Below are 19852 nucleotides of genomic sequence, written 5' to 3' on the forward strand. Positions count from 1 at the left end.
TCTCTGTCGATGCCCCTCCGCCTGATCTTCATGGGCACGCCCGATTTCTCCGTGCCGACGCTGCTCGAGCTCGTCGCGCATGGCCACGAGATCGCGGCCGTGTACACGCGCGCGCCGAAGCCCGGCGGACGGCGCGGGCTGCAATTGCAGCCGACCCCGGTGGAAGAGGCCGCGCGAAAGCTCGGTGTGCCCGTGCTGACGCCGAAGACTTTGAAAACGCCGGAGGCGCTGGAAGAGTTTCGCGCCTTTGACGCCGATGCGGCCGTCGTCGTCGCCTATGGCATGATCCTGCCGCAGGCGATCCTCGATGCGCCAAAGCTCGGCTGCTACAACCTGCACGCCTCGCTGCTGCCACGCTGGCGCGGTGCCGCTCCCATCAACCGCGCGATCATGGCCGGCGATGCCGAGAGCGGCGTGATGGTGATGAAGATGGATGTTGGCCTCGACACCGGCGACGTCGCTATGGCGGAACGGCTCGCGATCACGGACAACATGACCGCGCTCGATCTGCACGATCGTCTGTCGCGGCTCGGTGCCGATCTGATGGTGCGCGCCATGGCCGCGCTGGCGCGCGGCGGGCTTCAGCTGAAGCAGCAGAGCGAGGACGGCGTCACCTATGCCGCCAAGATCGACAAGGCCGAGGCGCGGATCGACTGGACCAGGCCCGCGCGCGAGGTGCTGCGCCATATCCACGGCCTGTCGCCGTTTCCCGGCGCCTGGGCCGAACTTGAGAATGCGCGGGTCAAGATCCTGCGCTGCGAGCTGGCGAAAGGCACGGGCGCACCCGGCGAGGTGCTCGACGATCACCTCACCATCGCCTGCGGCGAGGGTGCAATCCGTCTGATCGAGCTCCAGCGCGAAGGCAAGGCACGCATGCAGGCCGCGGACTTTCTGCGCGGCGTGCCGTTGAAGACCGGCGCCAAATTCACCTGACGCTGTCATACCCTGCGAAGGCGGGGTATCCAGTACGCCGAGGCTTCTCGGTCGAACGGATAGGCTGCGGAGTACTGGATTGCCCGGTCGAGCCGGGCGATGACAGCGAAACTGGACAAGATGCCCCGCTACAAGCTCACCATCGAATATGACGGCGCGCCGTTCTTCGGCTGGCAGGTGCAGGAGACGCTGCCCTCGGTGCAGGGCGCGTTGGAGGCCGCTGTGAAGGCGATGACCGGCGCGGATGCGCGCGTCCATGGTGCCGGCCGCACCGATGCCGGCGTGCATGCGCGCGGCCAGGTCGCGCATGTCGATGTCGGCAAGCAGTTTCCGCCGGGCCGTTTTCGCGACGGCTTGAATGCGCATCTGCGCCCGCATCCTGTCGCGGTGCTCGAAGCGGATATCGTGCCTGATAGTTTCGAGGCGCGCTTTTCAGCCATCAAGCGCCACTACCGCTACCGTATCGTCAACACTCGCGCCAATCTCGCACTCGATGCCGGCCACGCCTGGCGCGTGCCGCGCCGGCTCGACGCCGATGCGATGCATGCGGCGGCACAACGCCTGCTCGGCAAGCACGATTTCACCACCTTCCGCGACACCGAGTGCCAGGCCAGGTCGCCGGAGAAGACGCTCGATCAGCTCGACGTGCTGCGCGACGGGCGCGAGATCACCATAGTCACCTCGGCGCGCTCATTCCTGCACAGCCAGGTGCGTTCGATGGTGGGGTCGCTGATGTGGGTCGGCGAAGGCCGCTGGACCGCCGATGATCTCTCCGCAGCGCTCGCCGCACGCAACCGCGCCGCCTGCGGCATCGTCGCCCCGCCGGACGGGCTGTATCTGATGCAGGTGGATTACTGATGGGATGAGGGCGCGTACTCTCGCTACATCCCCCCACTGTCATGCCCCGGCTTGACCGGGGCATCCAGTAGCCGTGGCCTCTCGGCTCAGTCACTGTCGTCTCTGGAATACTGGATCGCCCGATCAAGTCGGGCGATGACAGCGGAGTGGGCAGGCGGAAGAGCCTACCCAAAATACCTCGCCAAAATCCCGCGATACACCTTGGTCAACCGCTCCAGGTCCCTGACCGGCACGCGTTCGTCGATTTGGTGCATGGTCTGGCCGACCAGGCCGAATTCGATCACCGGGCAATAGCTTGAGATGAAGCGCGCGTCCGAGGTGCCGCCTGAGGTCGACAGCTCCGGCTTGCGGCCCGTCACTTCTTCGATCGCGGACACCGCGAGATCGGTGAACGGGCCGGGCTTGGTCACGAACACGTTCGAGTTCGAGGGCTCCCAGACGATGCGGGCGCGAATGCGGTTGCCGCAGGCTTTTGTCAGCCGCATCTCGACCAGCTCGCGCAGGCTCGCCTGAGTGTGGTTGTCGTTGTAGCGGATGTTGAATTTTGCGCGCGCTTGTCCCGGGATGACGTTGTTGGCGGTGTTGCCGACGTCGACCGAGGTGAATTCGAGGTTGGAGGCCTGGAACTGCGCGCTACCATGGTCGAGCGGCTCGTCCGAGATGGCCACGATCAGCCGCGCGATATCAGGCACCGGATTGGCGGCGCGGTGCGGATAGGCGACATGGCCCTGCACGCCGTCGACATACAGCGTGCCGGATTGCGAGCCGCGGCGGCCGACCTTGATGGTGTCGCCGAGGGTCTCGACATTGGAGGGCTCGCCGAGCACGCAATGGTCGAATTTTTCGCCGCGCTCGGCCGCCCACTGCAGCAGCTTGATGGTGCCATTGATGGAGACGTCTTCCTCGTCGCCGGTGATCAGGAAGGAGATCGAACCTTTGCCGTCGCTGCGCGGCTTGCCGTCGTTCGCGGCCAGATGCTCCAGCACCGCGGCGACCGAACAGGCGATGCCGCCTTTCATGTCGACCGCGCCGCGGCCGTGCAGAAAGCCGTCCTTCACCTCGCCCGAGAACGCGCCGACGCTCCAGGCGCTCTCGTCGCCCGGCGGTACCACGTCGGTGTGGCCGGCAAAGGTGATGTGCGGCCCGTCAGTGCCGATCCGCGCAAAGAGATTGTCGACGTCGGCGGTGCCGGGCTCGCTGAAAGTCACGCGGTGGCATGTGAAGCCTGCCGCATTGAGGGCTTTTTCGAGCACGCCCAGTGCACCGGCATCGGCGGGGGTTACCGAGGGGCAGCGGATGAGATCGCGGGCAATCGAGAGAGCATCGGTCATGCGCCCCGCTTAACATGCATGCCGCCGGGTGGGCTAGCACTGGGCGGGACAAATTCGATCTCGCTCTGCTGGTCCCAGCTTTTCGTCGAAGGTGCGGGCGCGGAGCCATCTTCAAGGACGGCCAGTGGATCGGGGCCGAACCGGTTGTCGCCCGAGGTGCCGGGCACAATGAACATTTCCACGAGGCCCCAAAACCACGGAATGTGCACGGCCCAGGCGACGGCAAGAACCCAGTTTGAATTGGTGGGCAGCAGGTCCGAGAACTGGTCGAACAACGCAGGCACGACGAAGAACGGAACCAGCCACCAGCCGCTCCGGTCGCGATCGTGCAGCCGCTTGGTCGCGGTTGCGAGATAGATCCACAGGAATAGCAAAGTGCCGAACACTTTGAGGATGAGGGTCGCGCGATCGGCCGTAGCCAGCTGACGATAGGCCCTGGGATCGACCACGTTGAAGATGTCGTCGACACCGAAATCGAAGTCGACCTTGAAGTTGAAGGCGAAAGTTGCCGCCCCGTTCAGCACCTTGATGGCCTGGTCGATCATCCCGAGCATGCAGGCCAGCATCATGACGAGCAGCAGCGCCTGCCACAGCAGCGCGCGGTTGATGCGGCCGTCGAAGCGGAAGAGATACCAGATCCAGTCCATTCCAAAGGCTCCGGGCGGGAAAGGTCGCCCGGATGTTGGTCGCGATGGGGGGAGGGCGGGTTCGATGGACCCTCGGTGTCGTACGGCAGCTGGTGCCGCGAATCAATCCCGCAGCAGCTCGTTGATGCTGGTTTTGGAGCGCGTGCGCTCGTCGACGCGCTTGACGATGACGGCGCAGGCGGTGCTCGGGCCGATCTGGCCGTTCTTCATGGGCTTGCCGGGCAGCGCGCCGGGAACGACGACCGAATATTCCGGCACCTCGCCGATGAAGATCTCGCCGGTCTCGCGATCGACGATCTTGGTCGACGCCCCCAGGAACACGCCCATCGACAGCACCGCGCCCTTGCGCACGATCACGCCCTCGGCGACCTCGGAGCGCGCGCCGATAAAGCAATCGTCCTCGATGATCACGGGCTCGGCCTGCAGCGGCTCGAGCACGCCGCCGATGCCGACGCCGCCGGAGATGTGCACGCGCTTGCCGATCTGCGCGCAGGAGCCGACGGTCGACCAGGTGTCGATCATGGTGGATTCATCGACGTAGGCGCCGAGATTGACGAAGGACGGCATCAGCACGACGTTGCGGGCGATGAAGGCGGAGCGGCGCACGATGGAGCCGGGGACGGCACGGAAACCGGCATCCCGAAAGCGGTTCTCGCCCCAGCCGTCGAACTTCGAGGGCACCTTGTCCCACCAGGCCGCCTTGCCGGGGCCGCCGGAAATGGCGCCCATGTCGTTGAGGCGGAACGAGAGCAGCACCGCCTTCTTCAGCCATTGATTGACCTTCCACTTGCCGTCGGCCCCGCGCTCGGCAACGCGGGCCTCACCCTTGTCCAGAATCTCCAGCGCGTGATCCACGGCCTCGCGGACCTCGCCCCTGGTCGAGGTCGAGACGCCGTCGCGCGCCTCGAAGGCGCCGTTGATGGTGGATTCGAGGACGGACAGGGACATTTGGCGATCCTTGAGCAGCATTTGCGGGGAATTTGGATCGCTTTTTCGGGACTTGGAGCGAGAGAGTCAAGAACGCAGTCGGCCATGTCCCGGCGCGTTCGGACGCGCCCGGGACATGGCCGGCGGCTATTTTGATGTGCCCGCGAGATCGATGCCGTTCACGATACCCTCGCAGAGGCCGGCGAGCTCATTTCCGAGTTCGGTCAATGCCGGTGAACGGTAGCGCGCGAAGGCCATAGCCGGATCAAGCCATCGCAGTTCGGCTTGACCGTCTGGAAAGCCGATCACGGCGAACTTCAGGGGGGCCTCGAGCAGCGCCGCGCTATCGGCGGTCAGCAGCCGCGACATCAGGCGTGGGTGGAAAAACAGGACCTGACGCGCGGGGCCGATGGCGAAGCCGCCACGACTGAGCAGCATTTGCGGGTCGATCTCGTGCAGGATCCAGAGGTCTGCCGCAATGATTCCCTGCTTCAAGCGGGTGACCACCTCTTCGACGGTCAACGAAGAGGTGACCGACCGTTGAAACGAGCTTGCGGCCGAACCGCATCCGGAGAAGGCCACAGGTTGCGGTGTTTGCGTCATCGGATCAGCCTTCGCCCGGCTTCGGTGCCCGGCTCGCATCGAACGCTTCGAGCGTCCGTGCCGAGTAGACCAACGACGCCCCCGCACCGATCGCAATCGCCACGCCGAGGGCCTCGGCGAGCTCCTCACGGCTCGCGCCGAAACGTGCGGCGGCGGCGGCGTGAACCGCAATACACCCGTCGCAGCGGGCGGTCACGGCCGCCGCCAGCGCGATCAACTCGCGCGTCTTTCCGTCCAGCTTTCCTGTCTGGGGGCCAGCCGCGCCAAGTTCGCGATAGCCCTTCAGCGTCGCCGGGCTTAGGGCACCAATGTCGCCGATCCGCGCCAGCAAGTCGCTCCGATAGGCGCTCCAATCCATCATCATTGTCTCTCTCCTCGAACGGCGGGTTGTTGCCGAGCTCGAGAGATAGACGTGCGGTCTCGCGGGAGCCATCAGCTATGGGCGTATGGCCGCTATACAGCTTGCCGAAGCGTCAGGCGAATTGACGGAATTCTCCCGCGATGAAGTCCACCACGGCGCGAACCCGCCGGACCTTGCCGGTGTCGCGATGAAATCCCAGCCACAGCTCGCGGCTCGGGACGGGCGCCGGCGTCTTGATCGAACGAAGCGCGGGATAGGCCGAGGCCAGCCGAGTCGGCAAGCAAACCAGCCCCGCGCCGGCGGCGGCCGCAGCGGCCTGACCATCGCGGCTATTGCTGCAGAATCCAACATGTGCCTGCGGCAAATAGCGACGCAGCCACTTCGTCTCCGCAACGCTTTCGGCGAGCGCCGCGTTCATTGTAATGAGCGCAGCGTCGGCGCCACCGTCCGAAAAATCGGGCGGTCCCTTTGCCTTGAGATAGGCAGCAGCAGCATAAAGCTGGAACGGAATGCTGCCGATCTTCCGCTGCATCAGTCCGTCCTGCTGGAAGCGCCCGAAGCGTAGGGCGACATCTATCTCCCGCCACGTGAGGCTCAGGGCCTCGGCGTCAGTAACCAGCTCGACGGTGACGGTCGGATGCGCCGCGCAGAACTTCGCCAGCAAAGGCGAGAGGATCCGTGCCCCGAGCCATTCGGGCGAGGTCACGCGCACCGTTCCGGTCAGTCCAGCGCTGCTGCCGACTGCGATCCGCTGCGCCGCCAGTGCTGCGTCCTCCATCCTCTCGGCATAATCGAGAATCTGCCGTCCGGTGTCGGAGAGCCGAAGGCCGGACGGAAGGCGGTCGAACAGGATCGCACCGAGCTTGCTTTCGAACAGTTCGAGGCGCCGGCTCATTGTCGGTTGCGTGGTGCCCAGCTTTCGTGCGGCACCCGAGAGGCTTTTTTCGCGAGCCAGGTGCAGGAAGTAGCGCAGGTCTTCCCATTCGATCGCAGCCAAGTCTGTCGGCTTCTGAGGCACGGTCGCTCCTGCGTTGCTGCGGGGGTCAGCCGATCGCGAGCGACTGCAGAAACCCAGTCAGATCGTCGGTGACGTGGTCGACATGGGCCGCATCACGGCCCGCCAGTTCCCAATCTTCACGCACCACTTGCTTGGTGCCGTCCGACACCACGAGTATCGTGGTCATGCCGAGCTCGTGCGGAACGGTGAGGTTGCGGGCGAGGTCCTCGAACATCGCTGCGCGGGTCGGATCGACCGAATGGTCGGCGAGAAACTTCCGGTAGGTCTGTGGCGCCGGCTTCGGCTCGAATTCGGCGGCGATGATGTCGAACACGCCGTCGAAATGCGTGGCAAAGCCGAGTCGCGCCAGCACCGCATCGACATGATCGACCGAGCCGTTGGTCAGGATCAGCTTTCGTCCCGGCAGTTTTGCAATGGCCTCGCCCAGGGCCGGGTTCGGCTCCAGCGGGGAATGGTCGATCTTGTGGACATAGGCGAGATAGTCGTCGGCGCGTACACCATGCAGGGTCATCATGCCACGCATGGTGGTGCCGAAGCGCTGGTAATAATCCTTCTGGATCTTGCGCGCTTCCACCGGTGTCAGATTGAGCCAGTTGCAAACGAACTCGGTGATCCGCGCATCGACCTGCTGCCACAGATTGACGTGGTGCGGATAGAGCGTGTTGTCGAGGTCGAACACCCAGGTGTCGATATGGGCAAAGGCGCGGGAGGAGGTCATTTTCACTCTCTATCCGTTGACCGCGGCGGCGCCCCACCCTCAATCGTCGTCCTGGCGAAAGCCAGGACCCATACGCCGTGACCGATCATTGGGACACTGCGGTCGTCGTTCTTCGCCAAATCCAATCCTGGGGTAATGGGTCCTGGCTTTCGCCAGGACGACAGCGGCGTGCGTGGCACCCGTACCATCACAACAGCACCCGTCACGGCATTGCAAACCGCAGCGTCTTGCCGCCGCTCGACATGTCCACCGCGCTAAAGCCCGTGGCCGCGAAACCGCGCGCGCCGCAGTCGGTCTGCTCGTTGGTCTCGAACTTGGTCTCGCGCGTGCAAAGCTGCTTGTCGCCGCCCCAGTTCAGCGGCTTGTCCTTCAGCTTGACGATTCGGTTATCGGCGTCGATGGCTTCCGCGAAGCTGAATATCTGCTTCGGCTGGCCGCTCACATCAGGGTGCAGGCAGGTCTTGGGGTCGATGCGATACCAGCCACGGCTCGTCACCGATTTGCCGTCGTCGGTGGCGACCGCCGCCATCACCTTGTGCGCGGTGTCGTTGCACCAGGTGAGGCCTGTCGCAGACGGCGTCTGCACGGCATCGACCATGGTCTTGAAGAAGTTCGGCGACGACAGGATGTCGGACGACAATCCGCGGCTCTTCAGGAAAGCGGCCAGCGCGCCTTGCGTCTTCGGCCCGTCGACGCCGTCGATCGGCGCGGCGTCGTAACCTGCGATCACCAAAAGCCGCTGGATGCCGGCGAGGCGGGCCTGCTCGTCGTCATACTCGGAGTCCTCGGCGAGATAGGCGACGAAATTGCCGTCCGCGCCTTGGGTCGGGGTGATCTGGGTGAAGGCGGCTTGGGTCTGGCCGCTGCGGCACTGCCGCGCTGCCGCGATGACGAAATTGTCCTGCGCGACGCACAGCGTGTCGCTGCCGTTCTGCGGGATCGGGGATGCGCCGTAGACGCCGAGCGCGCGGGCGTTGAGCAGGATGCGGTCGGCGGAGAGCGTGCCCTGCACCACCACGCGGCAGGTGGCGGGGTCGATCCTGAACCAGCCGCGCGTCGCGGTCGCCGCCTTGTCGTCGATGCCGATCGCGGCCTCGACGACATAGGACATGCGGTTGCAGATTTTCAGGTCGGCGAAGGCCGGTGCGGAGGAGAACACGAACGAGATGGCTGCGGCAGGGAGCGTCATCAGGAAGCGCGTGAGGACGGAGCGGCGAGGCCGCCGCTCTCCCAGCACTGTTCCTGTCCGCTCTTCTCTCACTTGTGGATCAGCGTGCCCGTGCCGGTATTGGTGAAGAGCTCGAGCAGCACCGCGTGCTGCATCTTGCCGTCGATGATGACGACGCCCTCCACGCCCTGTTCGAGCGCGTAGATGCAGGTCTCGACCTTCGGGATCATGCCGCCCGATATGGTGCCGTCCGCGATCAGCTTTCGCGCGTCCTTGACCGAGAGCTGCGGGATCAGCTTCTTGGACTTGTCGAGCACGCCCGGCACGTCGGTGAGCAGCAGCAGCCGCTTTGCCTTCAGCGCGCCGGCCACGGCACCTGCGAAAGTGTCGGCGTTGACGTTCAGCGTCTGCCCCTCTTTCGAGGTCGCGAGCGGCGCGAGCACGGGGATCAGCTCGTAGCCGATCAGCTGGTTGAGCAGCGTGAGATCGACTTTCTCGGGATCGCCGACGAAGCCGAGATCGACCGCCTTCTCGATGTGCGAGTCCGGATCCATGATGGTGCGCGTCGTCTTGGACGCCTTCACCATATTGGCGTCCTTGCCAGAGAGCCCCACGGCCTTGCCGCCGGCCTCGTTGATGTAGCCGACGATCTGCTTGTTGACGGAGCCGGCGAGCACCATCTCGACGATCTCGATGGTGGCGGCATCGGTGATGCGCAGGCCGGCTGCGAATTCCGAGACGATGCCGAGGCGCTTGAGCATGGTCGCGATCTGCGGGCCGCCGCCATGCACCACCACCGGATTGATCGCGGTCTGCTCGAGCAGCACGATGTCGCGGGCAAAATTCTTCGCGGTCTCCTCGTCCCCCATGGCATGGCCGCCATACTTGATGACGATGGTTTCCTCGTCATACTGCTGCATGTGCGGCAGCGCTTCGGACAGGATGCGGGCCTGGTCGAGCGGGGAGATTTCGGTCATGAGGCGGATCTCGCTGGCGGGATACTCGGGCCGCGTTCTATCCGATTGGCGGGCGGGGCGCAAAGTGATGTTCTTCCCCTCTCCCCTTGCGGGAGAGGGTGGATCGCCGCGATAGCGGCGAGACGGGTGAGGGGTTCTCTCCGCGCGCGCAATAGTGAGTTCGTGGAGAGAACCCCTCATCCGGCGCTTCGCGCCATCTTCTCCCGCAAGGGGAGAAGGAACAAAGAGCCACTATTTCTTTCCCACCACCGCCGCGAGCGTCACTGCCAGCCAGCTCAAGATCATCACCGATCCACCCGTCGGCGCCGCATATGGAAACAGCGAATGGCCGGCATATTGCCGCAAGGTGAGGTCGCCCGCGAACAGCGCGGCGCCGGCTGCGAAGCCGGACGCGGCGATGATGCCAATTCCGCCGTGCAGAAGGCCGCGCCCGAGCAGGGCGACGGTCGCGAGTATGGCGGTTGCATGAAACAGCAGCATGGCGCTTGCGGCGGCGAGCCGGCTCGCATCGCCGCCATGCGCGGAAGCGGCGGCCAGCGCGACGCCGGCGGCGCCCATCATACCGGCAAGCCCGATCAACAGGCGGAACGCCGCCATTACGAGGTGCGCTCTTCCAGCAGCTTGGCGATCGCGGCGCGCAGCTCGGCCATGCCGGTTGCGCTCCGCGACGAGGTCGCGAGCACGTTCGGGAACGCGGCCGGACGCTTGGCGAGCGCGGCCTCGGTCTCGACGATGCGCGATTGAAGCTCGGCGGCCTTGATCTGGTCGGCCTTGGTCAGAACCAGCTGGTAGCTGACCGCGGAGCGATCGAGTGTCTTCAGGACTTCGAGATCGACGTCCTTGAGGCCGTGCCGCGCGTCGACCAGCACGTAGACGCGCGCGAGGCTCGCGCGTCCGAGCAGGAATTTGTGGATCAGCTCGGTCCAGGACGCGACCTGGCTCTTCGGTGCCTTGGCATAGCCATAGCCGGGCATGTCGACCAGGCGCAGGTCACTTTTCCCGGGGACCTCGAAGAAGATCAGCTCCTGGGTGCGGCCCGGCGTATGCGAGGTGCGCGCGAGCGCGTTGCGGCCGGTCAGCGCGTTGATCAGGCTGGACTTGCCGACATTGGAGCGGCCGGCAAAAGCGATCTCCAGCCCCGCCATCGGCGGCAGCGTTTCAGTCGAGGGCGAGGCCCAGATGAACTGCCAGTCGCGCGTGAACAGCTTTCGCCCGACCTCGATCAGCTTCGCATCTTTGTCGTCGGTCATGCGAAGGCTTTCTGTTTGTCCGCGTCATTGCGAGCGAAGCGAAGTAATCCAAAAATGCATCCGCGAAGGGACTCTGGATTGCTTCGTCGCTTTGCCTCGCAATGACGACCGCTACGTCGCCTTCTTCGCGAACGTCGCCTTGAGATTGTCGAACAGCTCCACCTTCACGCCGTTGCGGCGCATGATGAAGCTCTGCTGAAGCACCGAGAGCGTGTTGTTCCAGGCCCAGTAGATCACGAGGCCCGCCGGGAAGCCCGCCAGCATGAAGGTGAAGATCAGCGGCATCCAGTTGAAGATCATCTGCTGCGTCGGATCCGGCGGCGTCGGATTCAGCTTCATCTGGAACCACATCGTGATGCCCATGATGATCGGCCAGATGCCGAGCGCGAGGTAGTGGCCGAACACGGGAATGGTGGTCGGATCGAACGGGATCAGCCCGAACAGAGTGAACAGGTTGGTCGGGTCCGGCGCGGAAAGATCCTTGATCCAGCCGAAGAACGGCGCGTGCCGCATCTCGATGGTGACGAACAGCACCTTGTACAGCGAGAAGAACACCGGGATCTGGATCACCACGGGAAGACAGCCGGCGACCGGATTGATCTTCTCCTTGCGGTAGATCTCCATCATCTCCTGCTGCTGCTTCACCTTGTCGTCAGGGTAGCGCTCCTTCAGCGCCTGAAGCTGCGGTTGGACCGACTTCATCTTCGCCATCGAGGCGTAGGACTTGTTCGCCAGCGGGAAGAACAGGAGCTTCACGATCACGGTCACGAGCAGGATCGAGATGCCGAAATTGCCGAAGAAGCGGTAGAAGAAGTCGAGGCCGAGGAACATCGGCTTGGTGATGAAGTAGAACCAGCCCCAGTCGATCAACAGATCGAAATGGTTGAGGCCGAGTTCCTTGTTGTAGCCGCCATGGCCGGCGAGCGGGAAGTTGATGCCGACAACGCTGGCTTCCTTGGCGCCGGCGAACAGCCGCGCGTTCGCGGTCGCGGAGCCGCCGATCGCGACGGTGACCGGATCGAGCAGATAATCGGTCTGGTAGGTGTGGACGTTGCCACTCGGATTCGACGAGAAGCGCGCCTGAATCTGCGCACTGGTGTCCGGCAGCAGCGCCGAGGCCCAGTATTTGTCGGTCATGCCGAGCCAGCCATTGGTGGCCTTGAAGTTCACCGTCCTGGCTTCGTCGATTTTCTTGTAGGCGTATTCCTGCAAGCCATCGAGATAGCCGATCAGGCCTTCATGCAGGATGTAGTAGCCGGAGACCTGCGGCGTGCCGTGGCGCGAGATCAGTGCGAACGGATAGAGCGTGACCGGCGCGTTGCCGACATTGCTCACCTCGTCCTTGACGGTAAAGAGGTAGTGGTCGTCGACCGAGATGGTGCGACGGAAGTTGAGGCCCTCGCCATTGTCCCATTTCAGCAGCACCGGGGTCGTCGGCGTCAGGCTGCCGCTGCCGTCCTGCTGCCAGACGGTCTGCGCGTCCGGCAGTTTCGCCGTCACGCCCGTCGCCGGTACCCAGCCGAACTCGGCGTAATACGGCTCCGCGGTCCCCGAGGGCGAATACAGAATAATCGGCGGTGACTTCGGATCGACCGTTTCGCGGAATTGCACCAGCGCGACATCGTCGATGCGTCCGCCCTTCAGCGAGATGCTGCCGGCGATCCGCGGCGTCTCGATCTTCACGCGCGGGCTGGCAGCAATGGCGGTGTCACGGCTTTGAACCGGCTGGGCTTGCTGGTTCGCGCTCGGCGTCGACGGCTGGGCCGTGCTGCCGGCCTGCGGCGTGGCGCCCGGCGTAGCGGAAGCCGTCGGCTGCGGCGTGGTCTTCTGCAGCTCGGCCTGCGCCTGTTGCTGGGCGCGCTGCTTCTCCATCGCCGGCATGTTGTAGAAATATTGCCAGGCGATCAGCACGAAGCCCGACAGAATGACGGCGAGGATGGTATTGCGGTTGTCGGTCATCATTCTCTCGTCATCAATCCGGTTTGCGGCTGGTCGCAGGAGCGGGGCCGGGCTTTAAGCCGTCGGTTGTTGGGCTGCTTTTTGAGCCGCGTCCCTTGTGCGTATGCCGCGCGGGCTTCGCGAACGCTATGCGCAGATCGTCGAGCATGGTGGCGAAGCCGCGCGAGAGCGCGTCCCTTCGGCCGACCAGCACATAATCATGATGGGGCTGCATCGACACCGGATCGAGCCGCTTCACCAGTTCGCGAAGCCGGCGCCGGATGCGATTGCGCTCGGGGGCGTTGCCGTTCTTTTTGGTGACGGTGAAGCCGATCCGGATTGGGCCGCTATCGTCGCGACCGCGGCTTTGCAGGACGAACGCGGGGCTATTCACCCGCGCGCCATTGGCAACGGCGAGGAAATCCGCTCGCTGCCTCAGCCGATCCATGATGAAATCCCAAAAAGGGGGTCCGGCTCAGGCGCTCAGACGCTTGCGGCCGCGAGCGCGGCGGGCGGCGAGCACCTTTCGGCCGCCGGCCGTGGCGAGACGGGCACGGAAGCCGTGACGGCGCTTGCGCACCAGTTTGCTGGGTTGATAAGTCCGCTTCACGGGTTTTTCTCCGCTGACCGGGCAATTTGCCTGTAGAATTGATGATAAAGTCCGGAAGATGCTGCCCAAAACGGGCCTTTTTCGGCCCCAAGAGAGCCGCTCCCGGCGGTCACACCGGGTCATCGCGGACAATTGCGCGGCTTATAAGCGAGCGCCTTCTTTTCGTCAACGCCGCACAAGAGCTCAATTCCGGCGAATATCGCTGTTTGTGCGGGGTTTTTTACCCTTGAGGTAGCGACTCGCCAAATCTGCGCTTACATCCGACCTTGGCAGATTGACGATCTGTAATTTGACCGCGCTGGGGGCGGGCCGCATCTTCGTACGCGCCAAACCCTTCACCAGCCAAATCTTCAACCCGGTAAAGGCAGCGAGGGCGAATTTCGTGGCAGCGACAGACCTCCAGCCGATCCAGGATGGGGATCAGCGGGACCCGCCGGCGGCGCTGCCGCGTGGGACGCGCGGACTTGGGCTGTCCGGCAAGCTGCTGCTGCTCACCGTCCCCCTGGTGATGATCGCGGCCATCCTGCTCTACGTGCCGGCCATCGCCAACTTCTGGGTCAACCGGCTCAACGACCGCGTCGCCGCGGCCAACACGGCGGCGCTGGTGCTCGATGCGGCGCCGCTCGGCATGGTCCCCGATTCGCTCTCGCGCGAGATCCTGAAAAGCATCAATGCGCGCGCCGTCGCCATCAAGATGGGCCAGCAGCGCCGTCTGCTCGCCAGCGACAATCTGCCCGCCGCGATCGAGCACGACATCGACCTACGCGACATGACGGCGTGGGAGGCGATCACCGGCTCGTTCCGGATGATGCTGGAGACCGGCAACCAGGCCATCCGGATCGTCGGGCCCGGCGTCGGCAACGCCCAGTTCATGGAGATCGTCACCGACGAGCTGCCGCTGCGGCAGTCGATGTACCGCTTCTCCCGCAACGTCGTGGTGGTCGCGCTGATCATCGCTGTGTTGACCGCGGGCCTCGTCTATCTCGCCATGCATTATCTCTTCGTGCGCCCGATGCGGCGGCTGACCGCGAGCCTGGTCGGCTTCCACGAAAATCCCGAGAGTTCGGCGGGGATCATCGTGCCGAGCCAGCGCAGCGACGAGATCGGCGTTGCCGAGCGTGAATTGTCGGACATGCAGCGCGACCTGATGTCGATGCTGCATCAGAAGAGCCGGCTCGCCGCCCTCGGCCTCGCCGTCTCCAAGATCAATCACGACCTGCGCAATCTGCTGGCCTCGGCACAACTCCTGTCGGACCAGCTCGCCAGCGTGCCGGATCCGCGGGTGCAGCGCTTTGCGCCAAAACTCGTCCGCTCGCTCGAGCGCGCCATCGCCTTCTGTCAGTCGACCTTGTCTTACGGCCGCGCCCAGGAAGCCGCGCCCGACCGGCGCATGATCATGATCGAGCCGGTGGTGCTTGAGGTGCGCGAGACCGCTGGCCTTGCCTCCGACGCCTCGATCTCCTGGGTCGCCGCAATCGAGCGCGGGCTCGCGGTCGATGCCGATCCCGACCAGCTCTTCCGCGTGCTGCTCAACCTCGTCCGCAACGCCGCCCAAGCGCTGGAAAGCCATGCGTCCGCCGAGGGCGGCGCGCAGCAGATCCGGATCACGGGAAAACGCGAGGGCGCGGTCGCCATCCTCGAGGTCTCCGATACCGGCCCTGGCGTGCCGCAGAAGACTCGCGAACACCTGTTCGAGGCGTTCCAGACCTCCGGCCGCCCCGGCGGCAGCGGCCTCGGCCTTGCCATCGCCGCCGAGCTGGTCCGCGCCCATGGCGGCGACATCCATCTGGTCGAAGGCACCATCGGTGCCACCTTCCGGATCGTCATCCCCGACCGCCCCGTGGAACTGCTCTCCGTCCGCAACGAGCGGGCGCGGGCGTAGGTCGGCCGGCGGCTGAGTGCGGAAACCGTCATTTCCCAGCAAAATCACCTCAATCCGGACCTTGCCAATTGGGGCAAGAGCGGTTAGTCAGGGCGCTCTTTCGCACCCCTCCGGCGTCGCCGGGGGCTGCCTGCGGGCCACGCCCGCAATGTCAGCGAAAAACGCGCCCGTAGCTCAGCTGGATAGAGCATCAGACTACGAATCTGAGGGTCGGACGTTCGAATCGTTCCGGGCGCGCCATTTTCGAATACGCGATCGACGCCGATTTCCCGCATCCATTCGTTTCGTCCGCAGGCGGCGCACCCGTTTCGGCGCGATGACAATCAATTGCACTGTTCGGGATTCTGCGTACCGCCGACAAAGCCCGCTTTAGCGCCGCCCTACATCTTGCGCCGCCGGATCCGAACCAAGCCCCTTGCTCGTCAGCAAACGGTTGAACTGATCGGCGGAAAAAAGCTGCCCGTCCGGAGCCGTGATCGACACCACAAAACCATTCACCGCATGCTTGCGGGCCAGGATCACCGCAACGATCGCGCTGTCACGGAAATCCACGGTGCGGCAGTCGTCTTTTACAGCTTCGATGATGAATGTCATTTGGCCCACGACCACCGTTGGCACGCGCCAATTGCGCGCCCGGCCACTCAATCCCGTATCGGTGAAAATGATATTGCCGACAAGCCGGCTATTGACCCGATTGAACCGCAACCATACCCATATTGGGGGAACAGCAGACCGGTCCTGCCTCACGCGTGGTGCGCCACGGATACATAGAACCGGCTTGTGGGCGTCGGACCGGACATCTGTAGAAGCGGGGACTGGTGATGGTTGGTACGACTGAAGGCGAGGACATCGCGTCGGATTTGATCCGAACCGTCTCCCGCCACTCGTTGGCCTACATGCTGTGCGCAGCCAGCGAAATGTTCCGCCACTACGATTTCGATCCGCTGGACTTGATGATCATTCATGCGGTCCTGAACGCCAACGTTCTCAAGATCATGAAGACCCCCGAACTCGACCGGCAATTTGGCAGTATCCAGGCGGTGGAGCCGGACAAGATCAAGCAGGGCGTTTCCCGTGCCGCCCTGTCCCGCTTTTTCGGTCTGCCGATCGAAACCGTTCGGCGGCGCGCCGATCGCTTGAAGAAGCAAGGCATTTTCCGCGAGACCGACCAGGGTCTGATCGTAACCGAAGCCAACCAGTTCAAGTTCGGCAATAATCACGAGTTGCAGAGAACTAACATGCTCCTGGTGCGGAAATTCCTCCGTGACCTGACGGAAGCGGGCGTTGAGCTTCCCGGCGGGATTTGATGGACCATTGGCGCTTCCGAATCGGGACCGCACCAGACGGTGCGCCATTCATCATCCGGCTTTCACGCGCTCTTCGGCCGAAAAGCGACGATGGATCCGCTTGGCTCGTCTTCGCGCATTGCCGCCTCGATTGCCTTCGCCAACGCAGCCTGGTCGAATGGCTTTGATAAACGCGGCAGGCTGGATCGTTCGTTGCTGGGAATCTCTGCGTATCCCGTGCTCAGGAGGATGACCGTCCCGGGGCGCTCCGCGGCGACAGCGCCGGCCAGCTGCAGTCCAGTCATCCCAGGCATGGCAAATTGTCCTCCCCTGACGACGCCGAATCATCCTCGGCACCAAGATCGTTTCCGCCTGACAGGGACCGCGCCGATGAGCGGCCGCGACATCCGTACCTCGTCAGACGAGAATCAGTTGAGAATAATACCGGCCGCGAGCCTGCACCGCAAAGTGGCAGCAAGTCGGCTGTTTCCCGCATAAGATGTAGGTCGCGCGACCGCCCGTGATACGCGAGGGGCACGTCACGCGCTGCTGCGCCGGCAAGAGCGTGGTGCTCTATGAATGGTAAGATCCAGGCACGCTCGGCCGGCGGTGTAAGGTGCAGCACGCAACATCACTTGTAATCTGCTTCACACGCAAATGCGCCCAATGACGCTAGACAAAACAGGTCGCGCCTTCGCGCGGCCTGTTCGGAGCTGGCGATGATGGCTGCACTGGCAAAGGCGATATCCCGCGCGACGAGAACCAACGTTGATGTCGAAACTCTGAAAGTCCTCGTGATCTTTTCGGGCGCGGGCTTGCTGCTCTCTCTCGTGGCCGCAATGATCTACGGGCAGGCTGGCAACGCCGCTTTGTTTTGAGATCCGGCGCGCCGGGTCGTCGAAGCGCAAGAAAGTCTTCCGCAAGCGTCCGCGCCAACCAATAGCGGACTTTATGCATTCGGTGTCGCCCGGTATCCGGACGCACGGAACCCCTCTCCGCGCAGGGCCGTGCGTCGTCTCCTTAACGAATCGTTTACCGAGCTTCGCGGCAGCCGTAACCGCGGGTTAACCATGGATATTTACGGTGCAGCAAGTCTCTAGGCTGTGCCTGTTAGTTGATTTCGAGTCCAACCCCATGGCGTTCGGTAGAAGCGCATCTCCGCGAAGCATCGCCCCGACGGAGCCCGCGGCTTCGTGGGAAGCGCCGCGGGCTGCGGCGGCGACCCCCGACAACACCGCCCCCGCGCTGATCAAGGGATCGCTGACCCTCACCGGCGCGTTCTCTTTTCTGCGTGAGAACGGCCGGCGCATCCTGATGCTGGCGCTGGCACTCTTCGCGCTCGGCGTCGCCGTGCTGATGGTGCTGCCGGTCCGCTATGCCGCGACGGCGCTCGTCGTGGTCGATCCCCGCGAGCTGCGCGTGACCACGGACCAGGACGTGCTGCCTGGCATCGGCCAGGACGCCGCTGCGCTTCAGAGCCAGATCGAGATCGCCAAATCGGACGGCTTTCTCCGGCCCCTGATCGAGAAGCTCAAGATCGCCGACGACGAGGATATCGCAGGCGGTCATACCGACATGACGCGCCTGCTCGAAAAACTCCGCAGCCGCCTCGATATCTCGCGTCGCGGCCTGACTTACGTCATCGCCATCTCGTTCACCTCGAACAGTGCGGAGCGGGCAGCGTATTATGCCAATGCCATCGCAGAGGCGTTCGTCGCGACCCAGAGCCGCGTGCGCAGCGATGCGACGGACGAGGCGGCCGACTGGCTCAAGGACCGGCTGAAGACGCTCAGCGAGCGCCTGCGCGTCTCGGAAGACGCCGTCGCAGCCTTCCGGCTCGAGCACAAGATCCTCAATGCCGGCAAGGATTCCACCACCCAGCAATTGCGGGTGACCGACCTGAACCAGCAGGTCTCCGCGGCTCGTGCGCGCACCGAGGAAGCCAAGGCGCGTTACGAGCAGGTGCAGCGCGATCTCAAGGCCAATGTCGAAGGTCCGGTGAAGCAGGATCTCCTGAGCATGCTGCGCGCGCAGCGCTCGACCCTGAACGACCAGATCGCACAGAAGAAGGCGGTCTACGGCGACCGCCATCCTGATCTTGCGATCTCCTACAGCCAGTTGGCTGACATCAACAGGCAGATCGAGGTCGAGCGGAAGAAGAACATCGACACCGCGAAGTCCGAATACGAGGCCCAGCTCGAGCAGCAGGCCGCGCTGGAAAAGCAGCTCAAGGCGGTCGAGACGCAGATGCTGGTGGACGGCCAGGCGCTCGTGAAGCTGCAGGAGCTGCAGCGCGATGCCGATGCCAACAAGAACATCTACGAGCAGTTTTTGTCGCGGTTCAAGACGACCAACGAGCAGCGTCAGCTTCAGAGCTCGCAGACCAAGATCGCTTCGCCCGCGATCCCGCCGCTGCGCTCGACGCGTCCGCCGCTCGCCCTGCTGCTCGCCGCGCTCGCGATCGGCTCGCTGCTGACGTCAACCGCTACGGTTGCGGCGATGACGAGCATGTCCGACAAGTCCGATCCTGCCGAGGCTCCGGCTCGAACGCCCACGCGTGCGGAGGCGAGGGAGACGCCGAAGCGGCAAGCCAAGCGTCCGGCTCCGGCCGTGCAGCAACCCGAGGCGATGCCGAACCTTCCGGTCTGGTCCCGCATTCCCGAACTGATGTCGGGAGCTGCGCCCAACACTGTCTGGCAACGACCGATTGCCGCCCCAGCCGAGCTCGATCTCGGCGCTTACTTGCGTCCGCTGCTCGAGCGTATCGATCGTGCCCCGGTGCGTGGCTGCAAGGTCGCCCTCGTGCTGTCGGTCGGCAAGAGCGCCGGCGGCAATACCGTTGCGCGCTCGCTCAACCGCGCGGCCGTCAATCGCGGCATGATGAGCGTGCTGATCCGGCTGCAGCCGGAATTCGCGGGCGCCCAGCCGCCGGTGACCGAATGGCAGGACGGCTCGACCACGGCAGGACTCCAGTCGATCGACGAGCTGCTGAGCGCCGGCAGGAAGGCCGATGCGCGGCCGGAGGACGACATTCGCTCGGAGTTCGACCTGATCATCGTCCATGCGAACAATCTTGCCTTGCAGCCAGATGCGATCGCGCTCGCCGCGCACGCGGACCTGATCATCCCGGTGGTGCGCGCCGGCGAGCTCGGTTCGGCGGCGATGCGACGGGTGACCGCCGCGCTGTCGAAGTACGACACCGTGCCGACCGGTCTCGTCGTCAATCATGCGCCCGCCGGCTCTGCCGCGCCTCACCCTGACGGCGGTGCGCTTAGCAGGGCGGTTTGACGATGGCGACGCCGTGCCGTCGTCTGCTCCTTGCCACGATCTTGCTATCCACGATCT

The 19852-nt window shown here is 64.3% G+C and carries 21 protein-coding genes and 1 tRNA gene; 7 read left to right on the top strand and 15 right to left on the bottom strand.

Annotated features, from left to right (window positions below; genetic code table 11):
• The first annotated feature begins 9 nt into the window (after positions 1-9).
• Entirely contained in the window at positions 10-933 is a 924-nt protein-coding gene (gene fmt / locus IVB54_RS02780; protein ID WP_018453023.1) for a methionyl-tRNA formyltransferase, read from the top strand.
• 120 nt (positions 934-1053) lie between these two features.
• The gene (gene truA / locus IVB54_RS02785) at positions 1054-1791 is read left to right on the top strand and encodes a tRNA pseudouridine(38-40) synthase TruA (protein WP_026232440.1); all 738 of its coding nucleotides are present in this window, start codon (positions 1054-1056) and stop codon (positions 1789-1791) included.
• Between the two features lie 164 nt (positions 1792-1955).
• On the opposite strand, the gene dapE is transcribed toward truA, so the two are convergent.
• From dapE to rpmH, 14 genes are all read right to left on the bottom strand, one after another.
• Positions 1956-3122 (bottom strand): succinyl-diaminopimelate desuccinylase, encoded by a 1167-nt coding sequence (dapE, locus tag IVB54_RS02790; RefSeq protein ID WP_018453025.1) that lies wholly within the window; start codon positions 3120-3122, stop codon positions 1956-1958.
• The gene (locus IVB54_RS02795) at positions 3119-3769 is read right to left on the bottom strand and encodes a DUF805 domain-containing protein (RefSeq protein ID WP_018453026.1); all 651 of its coding nucleotides are present in this window, start codon (positions 3767-3769) and stop codon (positions 3119-3121) included. The genes dapE and IVB54_RS02795 overlap by 4 nt, the downstream gene beginning before the upstream one ends.
• A gap of 102 nt (positions 3770-3871) precedes the next feature.
• Positions 3872-4717 (bottom strand): 2,3,4,5-tetrahydropyridine-2,6-dicarboxylate N-succinyltransferase, encoded by an 846-nt coding sequence (dapD, locus tag IVB54_RS02800; protein WP_026232441.1) that lies wholly within the window; start codon positions 4715-4717, stop codon positions 3872-3874.
• A gap of 126 nt (positions 4718-4843) precedes the next feature.
• Positions 4844-5299 carry a DUF302 domain-containing protein gene (locus IVB54_RS02805; RefSeq protein WP_231189775.1) on the bottom strand — a complete coding sequence of 152 codons (456 nt, stop codon included), beginning with the start codon at positions 5297-5299 and terminating at the stop codon, positions 4844-4846.
• 4 nt (positions 5300-5303) lie between these two features.
• The gene (locus IVB54_RS02810; RefSeq protein WP_018453029.1) at positions 5304-5663 is read right to left on the bottom strand and encodes a carboxymuconolactone decarboxylase family protein; all 360 of its coding nucleotides are present in this window, start codon (positions 5661-5663) and stop codon (positions 5304-5306) included.
• Positions 5664-5772: 109 nt separating this feature from the next.
• Positions 5773-6678: a LysR family transcriptional regulator gene (locus IVB54_RS02815; RefSeq protein ID WP_018453030.1), complete on the bottom strand. Its 906-nt coding sequence runs from the start codon at positions 6676-6678 to the stop codon at positions 5773-5775.
• A gap of 25 nt (positions 6679-6703) precedes the next feature.
• The gene (locus IVB54_RS02820) at positions 6704-7396 is read right to left on the bottom strand and encodes a pyrimidine 5'-nucleotidase (RefSeq protein ID WP_018453031.1); all 693 of its coding nucleotides are present in this window, start codon (positions 7394-7396) and stop codon (positions 6704-6706) included.
• Positions 7397-7598: 202 nt separating this feature from the next.
• A complete protein-coding gene (locus tag IVB54_RS02825) occupies positions 7599-8585 on the bottom strand; it encodes a DUF1036 domain-containing protein (RefSeq protein ID WP_018453032.1) in 987 nt (328 codons plus the stop codon).
• Between the two features lie 68 nt (positions 8586-8653).
• On the bottom strand, positions 8654-9541 hold the full coding sequence (gene argB / locus IVB54_RS02830; protein WP_007597683.1) for an acetylglutamate kinase: 888 nt from the start codon (positions 9539-9541) through the stop codon (positions 8654-8656).
• A gap of 231 nt (positions 9542-9772) precedes the next feature.
• Positions 9773-10138: a DUF423 domain-containing protein gene (locus IVB54_RS02835; protein ID WP_018453033.1), complete on the bottom strand. Its 366-nt coding sequence runs from the start codon at positions 10136-10138 to the stop codon at positions 9773-9775.
• Positions 10138-10791: a ribosome biogenesis GTP-binding protein YihA/YsxC gene (yihA, locus tag IVB54_RS02840; RefSeq protein ID WP_018453034.1), complete on the bottom strand. Its 654-nt coding sequence runs from the start codon at positions 10789-10791 to the stop codon at positions 10138-10140. Before yihA ends, IVB54_RS02835 begins: the two co-directional genes overlap by 1 nt.
• A gap of 111 nt (positions 10792-10902) precedes the next feature.
• Positions 10903-12750, bottom strand: a complete 1848-nt coding sequence (yidC, locus tag IVB54_RS02845; protein WP_026232445.1) for a membrane protein insertase YidC — start codon at positions 12748-12750, stop codon at positions 10903-10905.
• Between the two features lie 13 nt (positions 12751-12763).
• Positions 12764-13177: a ribonuclease P protein component gene (gene rnpA / locus IVB54_RS02850; protein WP_018453036.1), complete on the bottom strand. Its 414-nt coding sequence runs from the start codon at positions 13175-13177 to the stop codon at positions 12764-12766.
• A gap of 27 nt (positions 13178-13204) precedes the next feature.
• Complete coding sequence (gene rpmH / locus IVB54_RS02855) at positions 13205-13339, bottom strand: 50S ribosomal protein L34 (protein WP_008542748.1); 135 nt, start codon at positions 13337-13339, stop codon at positions 13205-13207.
• Positions 13340-13721: 382 nt separating this feature from the next.
• Here rpmH and IVB54_RS02860 point away from each other — a divergent pair, with 382 nt between their 5' ends.
• Together IVB54_RS02860 and IVB54_RS02865 are read left to right on the top strand one after the other, a co-directional pair.
• A complete protein-coding gene (locus tag IVB54_RS02860) occupies positions 13722-15221 on the top strand; it encodes a HAMP domain-containing sensor histidine kinase (protein ID WP_026232446.1) in 1500 nt (499 codons plus the stop codon).
• Between the two features lie 163 nt (positions 15222-15384).
• Positions 15385-15461, top strand: a tRNA-Arg gene (locus IVB54_RS02865).
• Between the two features lie 129 nt (positions 15462-15590).
• Here the strand turns inward: IVB54_RS02865 and IVB54_RS02870 are convergent.
• Positions 15591-15815 (bottom strand): hypothetical protein, encoded by a 225-nt coding sequence (locus IVB54_RS02870; RefSeq protein ID WP_018453038.1) that lies wholly within the window; start codon positions 15813-15815, stop codon positions 15591-15593.
• Between the two features lie 266 nt (positions 15816-16081).
• On the opposite strand from IVB54_RS02870, the gene IVB54_RS02875 reads away from it, so the two are divergent.
• From IVB54_RS02875 to IVB54_RS02885, 3 genes are all read left to right on the top strand, one after another.
• Entirely contained in the window at positions 16082-16528 is a 447-nt protein-coding gene (locus IVB54_RS02875) for a hypothetical protein (RefSeq protein WP_247299217.1), read from the top strand.
• A 698-nt stretch (positions 16529-17226) separates the two neighbouring features.
• Complete coding sequence (locus IVB54_RS02880) at positions 17227-17385, top strand: hypothetical protein (RefSeq protein WP_018453041.1); 159 nt, start codon at positions 17227-17229, stop codon at positions 17383-17385.
• A 256-nt stretch (positions 17386-17641) separates the two neighbouring features.
• Positions 17642-19795: a GumC family protein gene (locus tag IVB54_RS02885; protein WP_018453042.1), complete on the top strand. Its 2154-nt coding sequence runs from the start codon at positions 17642-17644 to the stop codon at positions 19793-19795.
• Positions 19796-19852: the final 57 nt, after the last annotated feature.

Origin of the sequence: Bradyrhizobium sp. CW1 (assembly GCF_023100665.1) — a bacterium.
Lineage (GTDB): Bacteria > Pseudomonadota > Alphaproteobacteria > Rhizobiales > Xanthobacteraceae > Bradyrhizobium > Bradyrhizobium canariense_D.

Bases quoted from the DNA above. Each gene is read 5' to 3' on its own strand.
- yidC (WP_026232445.1), bottom strand. From the start codon at position 12,750: ATGACCGACAACCGCAATACCATCCTCGCCGTCATTCTGTCGGGCTTC.
- IVB54_RS02795 (WP_018453026.1), bottom strand. From the start codon at position 3,769: ATGGACTGGATCTGGTATCTCTTCCGCTTCGACGGCCGCATCAACCGC.
- IVB54_RS02805 (WP_231189775.1), bottom strand. From the start codon at position 5,299: ATGACGCAAACACCGCAACCTGTGGCCTTCTCCGGATGCGGTTCGGCC.
- argB (WP_007597683.1), bottom strand. From the start codon at position 9,541: ATGACCGAAATCTCCCCGCTCGACCAGGCCCGCATCCTGTCCGAAGCG.
- truA (WP_026232440.1), top strand. From the start codon at position 1,054: ATGCCCCGCTACAAGCTCACCATCGAATATGACGGCGCGCCGTTCTTC.
- IVB54_RS02880 (WP_018453041.1), top strand. From the start codon at position 17,227: ATGATGGCTGCACTGGCAAAGGCGATATCCCGCGCGACGAGAACCAAC.
- IVB54_RS02825 (WP_018453032.1), bottom strand. From the start codon at position 8,585: ATGACGCTCCCTGCCGCAGCCATCTCGTTCGTGTTCTCCTCCGCACCG.
- yihA (WP_018453034.1), bottom strand. From the start codon at position 10,791: ATGACCGACGACAAAGATGCGAAGCTGATCGAGGTCGGGCGAAAGCTG.
- fmt (WP_018453023.1), top strand. From the start codon at position 10: ATGCCCCTCCGCCTGATCTTCATGGGCACGCCCGATTTCTCCGTGCCG.
- dapD (WP_026232441.1), bottom strand. From the start codon at position 4,717: ATGTCCCTGTCCGTCCTCGAATCCACCATCAACGGCGCCTTCGAGGCG.
- IVB54_RS02870 (WP_018453038.1), bottom strand. From the start codon at position 15,815: ATGACATTCATCATCGAAGCTGTAAAAGACGACTGCCGCACCGTGGAT.
- dapE (WP_018453025.1), bottom strand. From the start codon at position 3,122: ATGACCGATGCTCTCTCGATTGCCCGCGATCTCATCCGCTGCCCCTCG.
- rnpA (WP_018453036.1), bottom strand. From the start codon at position 13,177: ATGGATCGGCTGAGGCAGCGAGCGGATTTCCTCGCCGTTGCCAATGGC.
- IVB54_RS02820 (WP_018453031.1), bottom strand. From the start codon at position 7,396: ATGACCTCCTCCCGCGCCTTTGCCCATATCGACACCTGGGTGTTCGAC.
- IVB54_RS02885 (WP_018453042.1), top strand. From the start codon at position 17,642: ATGGCGTTCGGTAGAAGCGCATCTCCGCGAAGCATCGCCCCGACGGAG.
- IVB54_RS02835 (WP_018453033.1), bottom strand. From the start codon at position 10,138: ATGGCGGCGTTCCGCCTGTTGATCGGGCTTGCCGGTATGATGGGCGCC.
- IVB54_RS02810 (WP_018453029.1), bottom strand. From the start codon at position 5,663: ATGATGATGGATTGGAGCGCCTATCGGAGCGACTTGCTGGCGCGGATC.